The sequence below is a fragment of the Pseudomonas batumici genome, assembly GCF_036585405.1.
Taxonomy (GTDB): Bacteria; Pseudomonadota; Gammaproteobacteria; order Pseudomonadales; family Pseudomonadaceae; genus Aquipseudomonas; species Aquipseudomonas batumici.
In genome coordinates, this window is the sequence record NZ_CP144470.1 from 6,679,204 (window position 1) to 6,698,610 (window position 19,407).

Sequence of the window (19,407 nt, forward strand, 5' to 3'; positions counted from 1 at the left end):
TTATGGCAGGTTACTGCTCATGTCGGAATAAGCTGTAGTAATATTTTTTCTTGATATATGACCGGTCGTCGGATTAAAGCACAAGGATACTCCAACTCTAACTACGAGGGAGACTCAATCCATAGTTCGGTTTGAGTGGGTCTACATGTAGGAAATAGAGCCTCTGACACCAACGCAAAACGAAGAATAGTGGCCTAATGAGATTGAGTGGGCTCATCTTAGATTGTAAGGCTGATATCACAAGGCCACAAAAATAGTTTGCAAATTTCGCTTGAAAACCAAGAGTCGAGGGCTACGCTTTTTTTCCAGATCTTGTGAAGTAGATCGGTCACCGCCAAAGACTCCACGCTCGCTCCTGCGCATGGCTGTTCAGAAACAGCCAGCGCGCTCCCCCTCACGACACGCACCGTCTTAAGCGTGCACCAGGCATGATCACCTGAAAGGGATGTCCCATGACCACTCAAGAATTGCTGCAGGACAAGAATGCGTTTGAGGTGTTGGTTGCTTCCCTCGGGTTGGAGGTGCATGCCACTGACCTCCTGCAGGAAAAGCTGTTGCAGTCCGACCTCACCTCTGTTTTTGAGATCGCTGACTACGAGCGAGACCGGTTTCTGCAACGCTACGGTGAAGTCTTTGGTGGCTGGGCGGGAGACATCCACGGCGCCGCGCGGCGGGAGACTGTCCAGGCGGCCTGGCAGTTGATTGAGTCGGCGATTCACCCCGCGCCCAGTACGTTGTCTGCAGCCTTTGCACCGACCGCTGATGGCGACGCGGCATGGCTCGCCCAGCTCAGCGTTGGTGTTGCGCAAGAACAACTGCCGTTGTACCGCCAGCTATTTGGCGAAGCCTGGGAAGAACGCTGCGTGCCCGGCGCCATCGAGTCGTGGGACTCCCCCATAGCCTATTGGCTGCACCTGCTGGGCATGATCGAGCGTTTTGGCACCAAAGCAGAAGCCAGCGAGGCCCAGGCGGCGATCTGGGAGCTCGGCAAGCGGCGTTCGGACCTGCAAGCGTTGATGTTGAGCGATGTCAGTGCGGGGGCCGAAGTTCCTACGCTTGAGTTGGTCAACCGGATTGTCGAAAAGGCCATTGTCGAAGCCGGGAAGGAACAGAGTCATGAGGCTTTCTATGAAGCCCTGGCCGATACCCGTTACCCGGCGTCGCTGCCGTTCCATCTACCCTTGACGCAGATCACCCTCGCCCTGAAAGAAAAGAACACTTCCCTTGGGGAGGTGATCCGCCAGCTGGACCATACCTACCCGCATTTCCTGAGTGAGGACAGCATCCGCGATGGGCGCAAGGCACTGTTCGGCTATCTCGGCTTCAGCCCCGAGCAGCAAAGCCTGCTGCTCGAGCGAGGCACTATCGACACCGCACGGCACTACGGTGCACTCAAGGTCCAGCTCTCGGCCAATAACATCGAAGTCAACGCTGAAGAGTTCTGTCGCGCTGCGGGCTTGCTGCGCGTCGAACTCGACCAGTTGCTGTGCCGTGCCGAGTACGCCGTTGTCGGCGAACCGTGGTACGGCTGTCGCTACATCAACTACCGCGGCGCGACGGCGGAGCCGGTACACCTGGATGAGCGCGGCGTACTGAAGTGCAGTGTGCAAACCTTCGGTTGCATCAGCCGCATCATCCGTCTGAAACGCTGGCTCGATTTACCTTTCGATCAGGTCGACACCCTCATTGTCAAATGCGCCGAGGCCCAAGGGTTGGGCGCCAGCTGGGACAAGGAAATCGCCATTACCGAGCATTCGCTGCGGGCAATCGGTCTGTTTCGCTATTTGCAACAGCATTACCAGGTCGAACCGCAAATGTTCGCGTCGTTCCTGGGCAGCTTGCCAAGAGGCGCGGTAGGTACACAGCTGCCGTTCTTCGATCAGTTGTTCAACCCCATTGGTCGTATTCAAGCCCGAGTAGAACACGACCCCAAAGCGTTTTTCGACTACAACGCACCGGTGGGCAGTCCTGGGGCCGGCTTGATGAACCGTCTTTGCGCCGGCGTGGGCATCAATCAGGAAACCTTTATTCGTCTGGCCAGCACGATTACCCAGATCCGTGGCTATGAACCGCATCAGCTCAGGCAGTCGGCAGACGATTACGCCAGCCTATACCGCCTGGCCAGGATCCCCCGGTTATTTGGCCTCAAACCTGAAGAGGGACTGCTGCTGCTGAACCTGATAGGCGCCAGAGCGGCGATTGAAGTCTTGGCCAATAGCGCGGTCATCGGCGCGCAGGATGACGCGCCCGTCGCGCCGGACACCGTCGATGTCATCTTCGCCCTGGAGTCCGCCGTGCGCTGGTTGAAGGACATCCATTTGTCCGTATCGGCGTTGGCGCAGTTGGTCAGCGCAACGGTCCCCCCGCTGACCGACACGACCCCGCTCACCCAGTTCGCGGAAATGATCCGTCAACCGCTGGCACAAGTCATGTTGAGCCCCCAACACTTTATGGCCGCGGGGGTCAAGGCGGAATACACCGATGTGCTGCAGCTCGATTTGCGGCCACTCGAGCAACGTATGCTCGGGGCGATAAGGCTCTCGGCGCAAGAACGCCAGGGACTGACATCGAGCAACCCTTATCCGCAAATCCTGCTGGTCATCGCCAAGAATGAAAAAGGTGAGTTGGCGGGTAAAGTGCACGGGGATGATAGCTCAACGCTCCCCCCGTGGTTGACGACGACAAAACATGCGTATGTGATCCCGCCGCAAGAGCATGTAAAGGTAGATGAGGGAAGTGCCGAAGGCTATGAATCCGTCAGCATCGTCTGTTTTCCAAGAGGCGGAAAGTCAGATTCGTCCAATCACTCCCAAGAGGGGGTGGAGATCAAGCTGCAGGCGCGATCGGTACACGTGCCCAAAAGCGACTCCTATGCCGAGAGTGACAACAGTGTGTCCCAGGCATCGTGGCCAAGAAATATATTCGAGCTGTCCTATCAAGCCGAAAATGTGAAGTTCGACAAGTCGGTCAGCTGTTACGCCGGTGTATTGACGGTGCGCCCTTCGGTGTCACCGAGCGGTCCCGGGTTCACCGAATGGCAGTTTTCCATTGAGATTTATCCCAGCGACGGCTCGCCCTCGTCGATGGCCTCGCTGATGACCTTGAACCCCGACATTGAGCGCTATAACGCGTTGCGCGTGGACACGGCCTATGACCATACCACGGTTGACTTGGAAAAGTTCTGTGCGGCCAGCGGACTGCTGAGTTGGCAAGTCAAGCACTTACTGTGTGTGCAAGATTTCAAAGCACGGGCGTCGGAAAATTGCAAAGCGATCAATGAAATTTTGCTGCCAGGGACCGCGAGCACGTTGGCGAGCACACTGTTTCCCTCTTCCTGGCACTACGGTGTAGCTTATATCCATGGTGGCGGTCCGCACGATATCTATATCGCCGGCTATGACATTCGCTGCAGCGCCTATAATCTGGAGCGTGTTCGGCGCATGATCACGCTGCAAAAAATGGTGGAAATACCTTACGACAAACTGGACTGGCTGATTGCGTCCAGCGCACGCGCGGAAGGCGAGCGAAACCTCGGCATCCAGATCAATCAGAACACATTCCGTGTGTTGGGCTTGTTCTGTCATTTGCGCGACCGTTACACCTTGGAGCCGGAAGCCTTTGCCGCCTTTTTTCAGGATATCTCGCCATTCGCCTGCGGTGAAGAAACACCTTTTTTTGATCGTGTCTTCAACGCTGACGAAGCTTCCGTGAAAGAGCCCTTGATTGTCGACTGGAAAGCGCAATACGACTATCGCGTCAAGAGCAATGAAACGATCAAGAAGCTGTGCACCGCACTCCATATAGAATTTGCCTTCTTCGAAAAAATAGCCGAGTCAGTATCGAAGTCGCAGGGTCTGATAGATCCTCAGATTTACTCCAGGCTGTCGGTCTTCTCCGCCTTGTATCGATTAGTGGCTATCCCTCGAATGTTGGGGATTACCCCGGAGGAGGGGATAACCCTGCTGGCGTATCTCACTCAGCAGACCAAGAGCAAGACGGGCTATATCGAGCTCCTTGCCAGTGCCCCTGTGCTTAAAAGTGATCCGCAGGGTTGGGACATCCTGGATGTCATCCTGCTGCTGGAAACGACCACCAGCTGGATAAAGCGCAATAACTTCAGTGTCGAGCAATTTTGCCAGTCGGAACTACCGCTTGACCTGAAACCCCAAAGGCGAATCGAGTGGTCAACCCTTCTCCAGCCGTTGGTCGACGACAGTGGCTTGATCCGGCCATTATCCGGGCGCGATGAAAACCAGGTACTGCGCGAACGCCTCACGGCTATCTGCGATCAAGCGTTCTGGAATGACCCGGACTACCCCCGACAGGGGCCACAGCAACTGAACCAGTTGGTCGATATCGTGCAGCGGGTACGCGCGGAACAGGAAGGGGTGGCGATCAGTGCTGTCACCCAAGCCTGTGACATCCCCTTGAACCTGGCTCCGCAGTTGATTCGTTGGAGTGGTACGTCGACCTATCAGATCCTTCGGCAAGTCGCGCAATTGCCCGCACCCAACGTCGGGCAGGCGCTCAAGGCCACTGACGTACCGGCGAGTTATATCGACCTGGTCTACCAGCTCATGCGTCATGCCACGGTTATCCGGCACCTGGGGTTGAGTGCCCAGGCATTGACGACCTGGCTGGCCCATCCCGAGTGGTTTGGGAGCGAGCCAGGACAAACGGAGTTGTCCTTGAGTGCGTTGTATGCCCTGAGTCGCTATGCCCACCTGGTGACCCGCTCCCAGACCAGCGAAGACAAGGTGTTGCACTACTTGGCCTTGACCAACGAAGCGACGATTTCCGTCCTGGGTGAAAGCACGCGAAAACTGGCGGAGTTGATTCAGTGGGAGTCCGACGAGCTGCGCAGCCTGGTCAGCCTGTTGCCCGGCAACCAGGTGGAAGTGTCCGGAACGATCAAGGACAAGAGTTTGCAGCGTATTACCCTGCAATACCGGATCTGTGGCAGTAGCTGGAGCGCCGAGATCCATCCGCTATGGACCTCCAAAGGCGATGAGCATCACTTTAGCTACCTGATTGTCGAGCCGCAGCCGGGTTATGAGTATGAAGTGTCGATCACGGCACAGGACAAGGTCGGTAAGCGTGTGCAAGCGACAAGGAGGTTTAGTGTGCCCAATACATTGGGGGAGGACGAGCCTCAACAGGTGAAGGATAGAAAAGAAGTAGCGTATGCAGAGGGTGGTACGAAGTTGGAATGGTGCAAGTTTGGTCAGTCCGCCTATATTTATCCAGTCCGCTATGTAGAAATTTTAGGGAAAATGTCGCGAGCGGGCAGCTGGCGCTTGTGGCTTACATCAGATTCTGGGGTGTTTAGCAAGGCTTATTTGGGCGCTTTCTTGTTTGATACGAGTAGTGATGGACTGTTCAGAATAGTGTACTCGCTTGAAAATATGGAGCCTGATTCGCTTTCATATTCGGTTAGCATGTTGGAAGTAAATCCGGAGTATTACGCCATCAAGGTTTCAGTGATGGCAGAAAATGATACAAGCGAATATGTTGATAGAAAAGAGTTGACCTTCAAGGTGCTTGATGCTGAGGTATTGCAAATAAAAAGCGCGAATTTTATAAGTAATAAAGAGTTGAAGTTGTTTTCTGAATCTTACGGGCGAGCGTATGTTGGAAGTCATTTTGTAGGTGTCTATCAAGGCAACGGTGGTGCTATTGCTCATGGCAAGATTGAAGCTGAGGCTCTTCTCGATCCTTATGAAGAAGATTATGAAAAAATACCACTGATACAACTGGACAAAGCCGTAAATTGGGATACCACCTACACATTGAAAGTTTGGACCGGTGGTCCTGACTGGGATACGTCTCAGAATGCCGTCACGACAGAACCCTATGAGCTCAAGACACCGAAGGAACCCGCGCAGATCACCATCGAAAGCGGTGAGTTCACCTCGGTACAAGACCTGAAACTTGTGGTCACCACCAAAAATACGGAAGGCAAGACCATTCAAGTTGCCATCCGGCAAAACGTGGGCGGTGCCGTTATCGCGCAAGCAGTATTCGATCTGGAAAAAGGTGTCGCTCATCTGGACCAGGCCTTGGCCGAAGATACCCAATACGGCGTTTACCTCTATATCGGCGCGTCTATGGAAAAGGCCGAAGTATCCGCTGGAGTGCCGGCAGGGCTGAAAACGCCTTATCTACCACCTGAAGTTGAAATCACCTCGGCCACCTTTATCAGTACGACTGAGCTCAGCATCACCTTGGATGCACGCAATGTCAGGGACAATATCTGGATTGGCGTCTATAAAAGCTCGGGGGGAGGCTATGCAATTACCCATGGTGCTTTTGGCCAGGATAAGGTCACGGGTTTTACTGGTCTTGACTATGAAACGGACTACATGCTTCAGGTCTTGATTGGCAAGACTTGGAATACCACAAATATCTACCTTGGCAAGCGTGCGGCGAAGACACCTGCCAAACCTATTACCTACCTCAACCAAGATGAGGTGTTCAAGGTACTCAACTTAACCGCGGGCAGCGGGAGTGATTTCAATCGAGTGGGCAAGGGTATTACTTTTACCTATCAGGTCACCGTCGAAGCCAAGCGAGACCTTGAGGGCGCGGGGTTTGATTTCGGACTACCGGAGGGGTTGGAAAAAGCCGGTATGCCGAGGGTGCCCACAGCCAGCGAGCCACGAGAGGATGAAAACCGTCCACAAAACTGTTTGAATAAGAACTGGGATGGCAAGAAGGAAAAAGCACTGTTCGCCCAGGGCAAACACCCGTTGAAACTGATGAAAGGCCAAACCTTCACCCTAGAAATTCCAGTGAAAGTGATCACGACGCTGGAGCGAAAGGTTCAGTGTGCTGTGCGGGCTTACACCTATGACCCGCAAGTCGTACTCAATTGCCAATCCAATACCCATGTCTTGCTTCTGGATCAGGGGCCGTCCGTGGCTTGGGGTCAGGGCAGTAGCTCTGGCACATGGCATGACAAGGCGTTCACGGTAGACGGACTAACCAACCGCGGTGCAGCAAGAAAGGTCCAGGCCCTCCATAAGCGTCGTCAATCCGCCGAGGACAAATGGGAAACCCTCTCCGCGGCGATCAAGGTCGATGTAACGGGAACCTTTACCCTGGAATTGAACGCCAGCGACAGTTGGGACGAGACCGAGGCGGATAACCCACATCAAGTCAAATTCGTACTGGCGGCTGGCGATAGCGAAAGCCAGGCGGAGTCGCCGGTACAGGAGTTCTATATCGACCGGACCGCACCGATTATCGACTGGGTCACCCCACAAAATGACCAGCCGATTCAACTGAAGTCCGCCCGGGACATTCCTGAAATCGACTGGTTGATCCGGGTTCGTGAGCTGGGCCGGCAAACCGGGCTGTCCACCACGGCACTCTGCCGCGCGGCGCGGCTGTCGGCGAACGCACCGTTCAATGATTGGCGTGCGGTGGGCGAGGAGATCATCGCCGCAGTCTCTGAAGAGAATAAGCGATACAAACCCGATCAGGCCGCCAACCCTCACTGTCGAGCCCGCAAGGGTTCTTGGAGCCGAGATGAATAAGGAGCTCGTTCACGCACTCAATACCGCCAAGCGCGATGCCTTGGTGAGTTACTACCTGGGGCAGGTGATCGCCAATGTCGACACCCTGAAGCAGCAGGTGCGCACGGCCGAAGATCTCTATGATTATCTGCTGATCGATCCGCTGGTGGGCAGCCAGGTGATGACGAGCGAGCTTGGCGAAGCCATCGCCAGCACGCAACAGTACATCAATCGCGTGGTTCAGGGGCGTGAACCCAGGGTGGTGGCGTCGGCCATGGAGGTCGCGCGTTGGCAGGATGGCGAAAACCGATATGCTGTATGGGCCGGGCTCCAGCAGTTGCGGGCCTACCCGGAAAACTATATCGATCCGCCGCTAAGGGTGTCCAAGACCGAGTTATTCAAGGCGTTGGAGTCCAGGCTCAGCCAGGGGCGAATCAATAACGACCTGGTACAGGAAGCCATTCTGGACTACCTGAATGGCTTTGAGGAAATCAGTAATCTGCAGATCATTGCTTGCTATGAAGATGGCCTGAAGCCTCTTGTCGACACCTTTTATTTTATCGGGCGAACCAAGATGTCGCCTTATCAGTATTACTGGCGCAGCTTGAATATGCGCCGGCGCTATAAAGACGATCAGCTGTACCCGACCGCCTGGTCGGAATGGAAGAAAATCGAAACCAGCCTGGACGGCGCCATCCCTTCCACTGTAAGGCCGGTGTTCATGAACGGTCGGCTCTACGTGGCGTGGTGTGAGTCACGCGAGGAGAAGGATGAGAAGGGCAGTGTGAGTCGCGTCGAGGTGACCTTCAAGCTGGCGCACAAGCGTTTCAACGACAGCTGGTCGGAACCGCATAATGTCTACAACCGGGAAATCGAAAAAGACCAGGAACCGGACCACCTCATTGCCGTGGTAGACGGTACCTCGGGTATTGAGTACTTATGCCTGTATGCCGTTGCCAAGGGGCAGTCCGAGCAGAAGCTGCGTTTTATCTGTGACCCGTTGATGAATATCATTGACGGGGGCAGTGGCGAGGAGAGTGCAACACTCAAGGAGCTGTACACGTCCTTTTCGGCCCCTGATGTGGTACAGCATCCCTACAAGGAGGGTGTGTATCAGGTGGTGGTGGGCGCTCGCGAAGATATCGTTCGGGTGGGTGCCAATCAGAATACCGAGATCGTGTTCAATGTAAAAATTGACGGCGACAAGCTCGCCTTCACTTCGGAAGTCAGCCCAGGTTGCTTCCCGGAAGGCTTCGAGCGTGTGCTGGGGCAGGATCCCAAGCTGCAGCATGTGTTCGAGATTCAAGGGCAGGATATTCTCAAGGAGCAAGCGAAACAGGTCAGCGATTTTCAGCATCACGGCAGTCGCCAGTACAGCCAGGTAGCGCTCTCCAAACTGCTTTCCGAACAAGATGTTCGAACGCTGTGGATTCGGCATGGCATGGAGTTTCAGTTGGATGGCCGGCAACGAGGTTGTTGGGCCAAGGATGTGATCACCCTGACCAAAACGCAGAACCTGCATCAGACCCGTGTCCATACCGACGGGAAAACCGGCGCACAGTTTCTGACCCTGCATGGATCGATGAAAGAAGCCAAGAAGCCCGAGTCACGTGAGTCGCTGCATTCCCCGCTGCGGTTGAATACCTTGTTCGCCAAAAGCCTGATCAAACAGGCGAATGCAGGTGTCGAGCGGGTGTTGACGGAAACCCAGTGGATTTCGGAGCCGGCGTTCAAGGCCAATGATGCCGAGGTGCCGATCGACTTTGCCGGTGCCAATAGTCTCTATTTTTGGGAGTTGTTTTTTCACACCCCCTTTCTCGTGGCACACCGGCTCAATGTCGAACAACGCTTCGATGAGGCCACCCATTGGCTGCACTTCCTGTTTTACCCGGCTGCGGAGCGCGGAGAGTATTGGAAGGTTCGTCCACTGCAAGGTTTGAATGCGGGGGCGCCGACACCCTTGGCCGATGACGGTGAAACGGACCCTGACGCTCTCGCGATGGTGGCGCCGGTGCGCTATCAAAAAGCTGTCTTTTTCAAATACCTGAAAAATCTGATGGATCGAGGCGATGCCTGTTATAGGGAGTTGAGCCGCGATGGTCTGGCGCAAGCCAAGCAGTGGTACAAGTTGGCGCTGACCTTGATCGGCGATCGGCCACAAGTAAAGCTGGTCCGGCGTTGGGAACCGGTGCGCCTGGACGAAGGTATGAAGCAGAATCAGGCGGCCCGGCGCCAAGGCGCGATCGAGAAGTCGGTCAAAGGGGTGACGGGGATTTTCACCTTGCCCATCAATCACACCTTGAACGAGTATTGGACCGACCTGGAAACCCGCCTGTATAACCTGCGCCACAGTTTGACCTTGGATGGCAAACCCTTGTCGCTGCCCTTGTTCAACAAACCGCGTAATCCCAGTGAGTTGCTGGCGGCGCGAGCGGCGGGGGCGGTGCAGAGTGGTGGGGGGCAGGGTGGACCGCTGCAGGTTCCACCTTATCGTTACTCTCAGATGATCAACAAAGCCTATGCGGCCGTCGAAACCTTGATGCAGTTCGGCTCGACGCTACTGCTGGCGCTGGAGCGTAAAGACGGTGCGCAGCTGGAACGCTTGCAGCATTTGCAACAGGGCGAGTTACTGGCGTTCACCCTCGACATGCAGCTGCAGTCGATCAAGATGGGCGACGCCAACAAGGCCATGCTCGAATACAGCAAGTCGGCGGCCGAGGCGCGGCTCAAGCACTATGACGAGTTGCTCAAGGAAGGACTTTCCGATCTCGAGGTCGCGGCGCTGGGCGTTCGCGGTGGGGCCATGGTCGCCGCGCATGCCGGCAATGCGCTGCGAATCGCCGGTGGCTTCGCTGACCTGGCGCCCAATGTGTTCGGTTTCTCCAATGGCGGTATGCGTTACAGCTCGCCGATGCAAGCGGCGGGAGAAGCGGTGCTGAGCATCGCCGACGCGGCGATGCAGTCAGCCCTCATGATGGAGACGACCGAGCAATATCGGCGGCGGGCGCAGGAGTGGCAATTGCTGCGCAACCAGGCCGAGATCGAGGTGCGCCAGGTCACGGCGCAAATCGAGCTGGAGGAGGAACAAGGTCAGCTATTGCAAACGCAATTGGAGCAGCTGCACACGCAGCAACGGCACAATCGCGCGCAGCTGGATTTTCTCTCCACGCGCTTCAGCAACGAGCCGCTCTACCAATGGATGGTGAGCAAGCTGGCCCCGTTGTACTTTCAGGCCTACGACGGCGTGATGTCGTTATGCCTGGCGACCGAGGCGGCCTGGCAATATGAAACGGGTATTTTCGACCGTCCGCGCTTTATCCAGCCTGGGGCGTGGAGTGATCTATACCGTGGCCTGTTGGCCGGCGAGGCGCTCAAACACGGTTTGCAACGCATGGATCAGGCGTACCTGCTGCGCAATGAGCGCAAGCTCGAAATCGTTCATACCCTGTCCCTCAAGAAGTTGCTGGGTACAGACTGGCTAGAGGAGCTGAAAAAGCTGAAGAGCGAAGGCAAGCTTGCGTTCGATCTGACCCAGGATCATTTCGATGAGCGCTACCCCGGCCACTATCTGCGCCAGATCGTGACACTGTCGGTGTCATTGCCCGCGGTGGTCGGACCTTATCAGGATATTCGCGCGATGCTCACGCAAACCCGCAGCCTGTTTGCCACGCAGCCCCGGATGGAAGCGGTGAAGTACCTGAAAGGCGATGGCGGTTCGGCGGATTGCGTGCAAGCCAATCTACGGGCCAACCAGCAAATTGCCTTATCTACGGGGATCGATGACAGCGGGATGTTCGTGCTCAATTTCGCCGATGAGCGTTACTTGCCGTTCGAGGGCACGGGCGCGGTATCCAGCTGGCAACTGGAGTTTCCCAACCCCAAGCACCCGGAACAACGCGCGATGCTGGAAACGCTTCGCGACGTGATTCTGCGCATTCGCTATACCGCACGTGATGGCGGGGCGGTTTTTGCCAAGGAGGTCAAGGCCAGTTTGCCCACGGCACCTGAGGTTAAAGCCACTTAGGGCCCGGCCGCAGGCTCGCTGTGCCGGTTCTCGCTATGTCACGCTTCGAAAAGGCTGGAGCGCCAGGATGGACAAGAAACATCAGGTCAGGATTCCCGAGCTTTCGCTACCCAAAGGCGGCGGTGCTATCCAGGGCATGGGAGAATCTTTGAAGGGCGGGGGGATGAGTGGGGGCGCGTCCCTGAGCCTGCCATTGCCCTTGTCCCCGGGGCGGGGGCTGACGCCGGGGCTGGCGTTGCAGTATAGCAGCGCGGGTGGCAACGGCGCCTTCGGTTTGGGCTTTGGCCTCGGCCTGCCCAGGCTGAGCCGGCGTACTTCCCAGGGGGTTCCCCTGTATGCCGACACGGATGAATTTCTCGACCCCAATGGCGAAATACTGGTAGTCGAGACAGACAGTCATGGCCAACCGCTGGGCACAAAGGAGCGCATAGGCGCCGAGCACTACCGCGTGACCCGCTATTTACCCTGTGTGGAAGGTGGTTTTGACCGCCTTGAGTATTGGCAAGGCGATAAGCAGGCGCCGTTCTGGAGGATACGTTGCGCCGACGGCAGCCAACAGTTATTCGGCAAAAGCGCCGAGGCGCGCATCAGCGACCCGGATGACCCGCGACGGATTCTCGACTGGTTGCTGGAAGAAAGCGTATCGGTAAACGGGGAACATGTGCTCTATGGCTATAAGCCTGAAGACGCCGAGGGTGTCGATACCCGATTGCCTGCCGAGGTTCGGCGCGAGCGCCGTGCGCAGCGCTACCTGAAGCGCGTGCGTTACGCTAATCGCGCGGCTGCGCAGGGCTTGTATCTGCTGGACGACAGCAGCCCGCCGCCGAAGGACACCGACTGGTTGTTCGAGTTGCTGTTCGACTATGGTGAACATGCCGTCACCCTCGACGATCTGCCGGACCATACCGAGCGGCAACCCTGGCCGGCCCGTGCCGATGCGTTCTCAAGCTATTCCGGTGGCTTCGAGGTGCGCACCCATCGTTTGTGCCGGCAGGTGCTGATGTTTCACCGCTTTGAGGCGTTGGCCCCGGATCTCGCCCCGACCCTGGTCAGTCGACTCGCCTTGGAGTACGACGAATCGGCGCTGGTCACTCAGCTACGCGCCGCCTATGGCACCGGCTATGGCCTGGAGCCCGTTAGCCGACAGCTTATCCAGGTCGATACCCCGCCACTGGAGTTCGGTTTTACCGGGTTCGACCTTGAACAGGCCCGCTTCGCCCCATTCGAAGCCCTGACCGGCCTGAACGATGGTGTGTTTTGCCAAATGGTCGATCTCTACGGCGAAGGGCTTGCGGGGGTGCTTTGGCGCGATGGCAGCAGTTACCTGTACCGTGCCCCCTGCCGTGCCGACGACCCGGACGACGAGGACGCCATTGCCTACGCCCCCTGGCAGCCGTTACCCCAGTTACCCTCGGGTGGTTTGCCGCCGTGGGGGCATCGCGCGCTTCTGGACCTGACCGGCGACGGTCGCCTGGACTGGGTTATCAGCCAGCCGGGCCTGGCGGGGTTCTTTTCCTTGAGCGCGGACGGTCAATGGCAGGGTTTCGTGCCATTCAGCGCCTTCCCGACGGAGTTCTTGGCGCCTTCAGCGCAGTTGGCTGATGTGCTAGGGAGAGGGTTGGCTGACTTGGTGTTGATTGGCCCCAAGAGTGTTCGCCTCTATGCCAACCGCCGTGCCGAGGGTTTCTGCGCCCCTGTCGAGGTGGAGCACAGCGTGCCGGATGCGCTCCCGATAGGCGACTCGGGTCATACCGAGCTGGTCGCTTTTGCCGATATGCTCGCCAGCGGGCAGAGCCATCTGGTCCGGGTGCGGCACGACAGCCTGACCTGTTGGCCCAATCTTGGCCATGGTCGCTTTGGCGCATCGATTCAGTTGGCCAGCCTGCCGTTCGAGGCCATGCACTTCGATCCCGCTCGAGTCTTTCTCGCCGACCTGGATGGCAAAGGCGCGGCGGACCTGATCTACGTCGAGCATGACCGCCTGCGGATTTTTCGCAACCACAGCGGAAATGCCTTGGCCGAGCCGGTGGAGTTGTTGTTCCCGGAGGGCGTGTATTACGACAATCTGTGCCAGGTGAGCTTCGCCGACGTCAAGGGCAGTGGCTGCGCCAGTCTGGTTCTGACCCAACCGCATATGACCTTGAAGCACTGGCTGTGCGAGTTCACTCCGGCCGGCAAGCCCTATTTGCTGGAGCGCCTGAACAATAATCGGGGCCTGGAGCAACGCCTGGTTTATCGCAGTTCCGCCCAGGAATGGCTCGACGAGAAACAGGCAAACCCGGCGGCTGTCAGTCGCCTGCCGTTTGCGCTGCAGGTGCTCTCACGCCAGCTCAGCCTGGATGAGATCAGTGGCAATACCTGCACCCAGCGTTACCATTACCGACAGGGTTATTACGATGGCCAGGCGCGTGAATTCCGCGGCTTCGGCCTGGTCAGTCATCTCGACGCCGAGACGCTCGGCAGCGGCGACGACACGACGCTGACGGCCCCCGTGTTGACACGTACCTGGTATCGCGTCGGTACTGAAGGTGACGACCTGCGCGAGGGTTATAACACCGCTGACAGCCAAGCCTGGCCGCTTGGCCAGACGCGCTACACCGATCTCCATGGCGAGGCGCTGGCATCCCTGGCGGCTGACGAGTTGCACGAGGCGCGGCGAGCCTTGCGCGGTCGTGTGCGACGTGAGGAGGTGTTCGGTGCGGATGCCAGCGAGCAGGCGCTGCATCCTTACACGGTGACGGAGTTCCGCTATCAGGTGCACCAGGTGCAGGGGGGAGAGCATCGGGTATGGCTCGCCCTGCCACTGGAGTCCATCGCCTGGCAGTACGAGCGAGATCCGAGCGACCCTCTCTGCGCGCATCAGGTGGTGTTGGAAGTTGATCGTTATGGCCAAGCGGTGCGTAACGCAACCGTCAACTATCCCCGCCGTCCCAACCCGCGTTCGCCCGATGAGTGCAACGATGAACAGCAGACGCTGCTTTATATCAACGAGAGCCAAACACGCTATATCCACCTGGACCAAGGGGCGGTCTGGCGGCTCGGTTTATCCTGCGAGGACAAAAGCCATGTCTTGCACTGGCCGGCCGCGCAGGCGCCGCAGGGTTTGTTGGACTTCGAACGACTGAGCGCGGTGGACGGCCCGCTGCGCGAGACCCATCCCCGGGTACTGACTGGCTGGACGCGTCAGTACTACCGTGCGATCGCCCAGGATGAAGCCCTGCCATTGGGGCAGGCGACGATCGAGGCGCTCCCCAGTCACGTCCATCAGGTTGAAGAGGCTTCAGCAGCTTTGGCTGAGCTGTTCACCGGTTTTCTGGACGGCGATGACTTGGGGGATACGCTACAGGCGGGAGGCTATCTATTAGCTGAGGGCCATTATTGGAAACCCAGTGCGCAAAGCCACTACTGGCCGTTGAGTGGGTTTTTCCGCGTAAAGGGCCAGACCGATCCCTTCGGTGCTGCAACCGGGATCGACTACGACCGCGATTACTGGGGCGTAAGCCACCTCACCGATGCACTCGGCAATGTCGTTCAGGCGGAGTATGACTATCGCGTGTTGCAACCCTGGCGTATGACCGACCCCAACGAAAACGTCGAGGAAGTGGCCTATGACCCACTGGGTCGGCGCTGCGTGTCGTCCTTTTATGGTACGGAGGAGGGTAACGCTGTTGGCTTTGCGCCGATCGCGAGTTACACCCGCAAAGTGAAAACTCTTGAACAAGCCATCCTGGATCCTGAAGAGGCCATCCAACGAGCGGCGCAGGTGTATTTCTACGAGGCCTTCAGTTGGATGGGGACACCTGACCTTGACAAGCTCGCCGATTCGCCAGGCTTGAAGAGCGACCAGATAGCATCACTGCGCGGCCGCTTGCGCGCCAGTCATTGGCTCACCCGTGATGGCCATCTGCGAGCCCGGCAGCGTTGGTCGAAACGGTTGCCCGAGATAATCGGGTTGAGCCCTGAACAACAGCAGTCCGTGCTTGAGCTATTGGCCAGTGTGAAGCCGACGCCAGTCCATAGCGCCGTACTGACCCATGACCGCTATCCGGACGACCCGGAGCGCCAGATTCGCTGTGCGCTGGTATTTGCCGATGGCTTTGGCCGCAGCCTGCAGAGCAAGCTGCGGGTTGAACCCGGTGAGGCTTACATGCTGGGGGCCGATGGTGGATTGGCCGTTGATAATAACCAACTGATCAGCCGGCCATCCGATCCGCGTTGGGTGGTGTCGGAACGCATCGAATACAACAACAAGGGGCTGCCGGTACGTACCTACCAACCGTATTTTCTCGATAGTCATCACTACGCCAATGACGCTTCGCTGCGCCTGTATGGTTGTCACGATACCTTCTTCTATGACCCGCTGGGTCGCAACACCGAAGTCATTACCGCCGCCGGTTACCGGCGCCGTACCCGTTATGGCGTGTGGTTCGACAGTTATGAGGATGAAAACGACATGGAAGCGGAACAGTCTTGAGCGCTGGGCTCGACACTTGGAAGGATGCTGCGCCCGTCGCGGCCTTGGAGAAAAGGATCGGCACTGATGAACACCACCAGCAGCGTCAACTTGTGTCAGAGCACACCGACGATCAAGGTGCGCGACAACCGGAGCCTTGAGGTCCGCACGGTGGCCTACCACCGTGCGCAAGTGGACGACCCCGCGGTGGCGCGGGTGACCCGGCAGTGCTTCGACCCACGAGGACAGTTGCTCAGTGAAATCGACCCGCGCTTGTTCGCCAAGGCGCAGCTGGGTGAAACCGTGGCCCCGAACTTCGGCTATCAGGCCAGCCTGGGCGGTCAAGCCCAGCGGGTGGTGGGGGTAGACAACGGCCTGCGTCTGGGCCTGGCAGATGTCGCCGGTCGATTGCTGTGGAGTTCTGACGGCCAAGGCCAGCAGTGCCGTCGACAATATGATGCGTTGAACCGTCTCCTGGCGGTCTTCGAGCAGACGGCGGGTCAGGCGCAGGTCTGCAGTGAGCGCTTCAGCTACGGTGAAAGCCTGCCCGACGCCGCGGCACATAACCTGCGTGGCCAGCTCTGTCGCCACCGGCACACCGCCGGCGAGCGGCAATGCATGAGCTATAGCCTGACGGGTTTGCCGCTCAACGAACACTGGCGTTTCCTGCAGGCGCCAGACGAGCCGGATTGGCCAGCCACGGATCGCGAGAGCGAAGCCCTGCTGCAAGCCGAGGTCTCCACCACCCACTGGCGCTACGACGCCCTCGGCGAATGGCATACCCAGACCGATGCCGCGGGCCATCGACGGCGTCTGGCGTTCAACCGTGCCGGCCAGCTGGCTCGCCGCTGGCTCAAGCCCAAGGACCAACCCGAAACGCTGCTGCAACAGGATCTCGTGTACAGCGCCGCTGGCCAGGTTGAAGCCGAGACGGCCGGCAATGGCGTGCGCATCACCCGCGTATTCGACCCGGCAACCCAGCGCCTGAATCACCTGAGCGCACGGCGCCCACGGGATAATGTGGTGCTGCAAGACCTGCGCTATAGCTATGATCCGGTGGGCAATGTCCTGCGCATTGAAGACGCCAGCCAGACGACCCGCTATTTCCGTAATCAGCGTATCGACCCGGTCAACACCTACGCCTATGACAGCCTCTACCAACTGATCGAGGCGACAGGCCGGGAGTCGGCCCAGGCCGGGCAAGCCGGGGCAACCCTGCCAGCGTTGCTGCCCTTGGACGATGCCAGCCAAGTGGTCAATTACCGCCGCCACTATTCTTATGACGCGGCCGGTAATCTGCTCGGCGTCCAGCATCAAGGTGCCCGGGGTTATCGCCAGGATATGCAGGTGGCCCTCGCCTCCAACCATGCGCTGCCCAGCCAAACGGGGCTGACCGAACAGGATGTGGACGGCGGCTTCGATGGCAACGGCAACCTTCGTCAGCTCGACGCCGGGCAGCCGCTGCAGTGGGGCAGGCGCAACCAACTCAAGCGTGTGGTCCAGATCAACCGCAGCGATGCCGCGCACGACGATGAATGCTATGCCTATGACGGGGGCGGCCGACGCGTGCGCAAAGTTCGCACCGCTACCAGTGGCAGCCAACAGCACCTGAGCCAGACCCTCTACCTGCCGGGCCTGGAGCTGCATCAGACCCACCAACGTCCACTGAGTGGAGGGCCGGACCGACTCACCGAGCAACGCCAGGTCATCAACGACGGCAACGTTCGTTGGCTGCAGTGGACCCAGGGCCGCCCCGAGGCCCTGGGCGTCGACCCCTATCGTTACACCCTGGACGACCACCTGGGTTCCAGTGCCCTGGAGTTGGACGGCGAAGGTAACCTGCTCAGTCATGAAGAGTATTACCCATTCGGTGGCACGGCCTTCTGGGCCGGGCGCGATCAACTGGAGGCGAGTTACAAGACGATTCGCTATTCGGGAAAGGAACGGGATGCCACCGGGCTGTATGACTACGGTTACCGCTATTATGCCCCTTGGTTGCAGCGCTGGATCAGTGCCGATCCGGCGGGCACCGTCGATGGGCTCAACCTTTATGCCATGGTGAGGAACAATCCTGTCAGCTTCATCGATCCTGACGGTTGCGCGGCAACGATTTTGTATGGCATGCACGAGTCACGTCAGGCCTTCCTGGCGTGGGAGTCTGAAGGGCCGGAAAAGACTTATATCACCATTGATATGCTTAATGACGCATTGGGCATTAGCATGGACAGTAGTGGTGGCGATGCAAACGTAGCAGCGAATTATTCTAAAATAATAAATCGTATTAAGATGGGAGTGCCCGTAACCGACCGATCAATTAATTATGTCGTGTCAGAAGCGATGGGGTTAAAAGACCTCAATGGTAGTGGTGTCAGAGCACTTTTGCAGAGTTGGAGTGATTTTTTGAGAAACAACGTTGAACAGGTTGATGTTATTGAGTCTTGGAAGCGAAAGTACGGCGGGAGTGCAGCGCTCAAGAAAAATGGAAAGCCGTCGGATTCATTTAAAGAAGGATTGAAGAAGATAATAAGGAAGAATTATGGCGTGGAACATGACTTCAAAGGGTACTCCGTTCTTGCACAAGCTGTTTATAAGGGGCCGGATACTTACATGAAGGAGAGCAAAGATTATCCGCAGATGCTGGTTTTAAGCACGATAAGCGGTGCTTTTTTTAGAAAGACTTCAAAGCTTGCGTTGGATTGGGCGGCTGAAATTGGCAACCCCGTGTTGTTTGTTTTAGGCCATGCAACATTTACGGAAAAAGGTCTGCAGACAACGCCTTTTGGTGCGGAAGTTTCTCGGAAAACATACAAGCACGCAAAAAAGGGAGGAAAAACCCAAGCGACCTCGGTTCGAGAGCCTATAACATTCTCTGAATATAGACATGCTCAGAAAAAAGGCTACAAACAAATCAGTTACTTTGGGAGACATTGAAGTCCGCCGGTGAGTCCGATAGGCACGGGGCCTGACAGGTGTTAAGTGATTTCCTTGATGGACAGGATTGAAGGAAATTTATTTTTCTTTTCACTGTCTGCTTTTGAATGAGGTTTATTGTTTTTTTGAATGCGCGAATAAATCTCACCTCGATGCACTGAAGTTTCCCTAGGGGCGACGACTCCAAATTTAATTGCGCCTCTGTGAGTGGAGAGAATTGTTAAAGAAATATTGTCATCAAAATATAGGGTTGCTTTTGTTTTTAGCGTTAAAACTATCATGGTATTCTCTTTGGTTTTTATGTTTTAAGATGGATTGGCTTTTTGCGCGACTGAAGCATTGAGTGATTCGCAATCTTAAGAGGCAAATGACATGTCTGTGTTGTATGTAAGGAAGAAAATATAGGTTTGCCAGCGAATACCTGCTTGCAAAAATCGCTGTAAAAACGCCTCGAATAGAATGTCTGCTGAACTTTAATTTTA

At 57.0% G+C, this 19,407-nt stretch carries 5 protein-coding genes; 4 read left to right on the forward strand and 1 reads right to left on the reverse strand.

Translation table 11 applies throughout. From position 1 onward, the window contains the following. Window positions 1-452 precede the first annotated feature (452 nt). From NUH87_RS30780 to NUH87_RS30795, 4 genes are all read left to right on the forward strand, one after another. Entirely contained in the window at window positions 453-7,538 is a 7,086-nt protein-coding gene (locus tag NUH87_RS30780) for a Tc toxin subunit A (protein ID WP_338524029.1), read from the forward strand. Further along, entirely contained in the window at window positions 7,420-11,541 is a 4,122-nt protein-coding gene (locus NUH87_RS30785; RefSeq protein WP_338527017.1) for a neuraminidase-like domain-containing protein, read from the forward strand. The genes NUH87_RS30780 and NUH87_RS30785 overlap by 119 nt, the downstream gene beginning before the upstream one ends. Window positions 11,542-11,608: 67 nt before the next feature. Next, a complete protein-coding gene (locus NUH87_RS30790; RefSeq protein ID WP_338524030.1) occupies window positions 11,609-16,015 on the forward strand; it encodes a SpvB/TcaC N-terminal domain-containing protein in 4,407 nt (1,468 codons plus the stop codon). Window positions 16,016-16,081: 66 nt separating this feature from the next. Beyond that, window positions 16,082-18,925, forward strand: a complete 2,844-nt coding sequence (locus tag NUH87_RS30795) for an RHS repeat-associated core domain-containing protein (protein WP_338524031.1) — start codon at window positions 16,082-16,084, stop codon at window positions 18,923-18,925. Window positions 18,926-18,966: 41 nt separating this feature from the next. Here the strand turns inward: NUH87_RS30795 and NUH87_RS30800 are convergent, their stop codons facing one another. Then, window positions 18,967-19,206, reverse strand: coding sequence for a carbon storage regulator (locus tag NUH87_RS30800; RefSeq protein WP_338524032.1), 240 nt, complete (start codon window positions 19,204-19,206; stop codon window positions 18,967-18,969). Window positions 19,207-19,407: the final 201 nt, after the last annotated feature.

What these genes read in the sequence shown, in the direction of transcription:
- NUH87_RS30800 (WP_338524032.1), bottom strand. Translation starts at nt 19,206, where the DNA reads ATGATAGTTTTAACGCTAAAAACAAAAGCAACCCTATATTTTGATGAC.
- NUH87_RS30795 (WP_338524031.1), top strand. Translation starts at nt 16,082, where the DNA reads ATGAACACCACCAGCAGCGTCAACTTGTGTCAGAGCACACCGACGATC.
- NUH87_RS30790 (WP_338524030.1), top strand. Translation starts at nt 11,609, where the DNA reads ATGGACAAGAAACATCAGGTCAGGATTCCCGAGCTTTCGCTACCCAAA.
- NUH87_RS30780 (WP_338524029.1), top strand. Translation starts at nt 453, where the DNA reads ATGACCACTCAAGAATTGCTGCAGGACAAGAATGCGTTTGAGGTGTTG.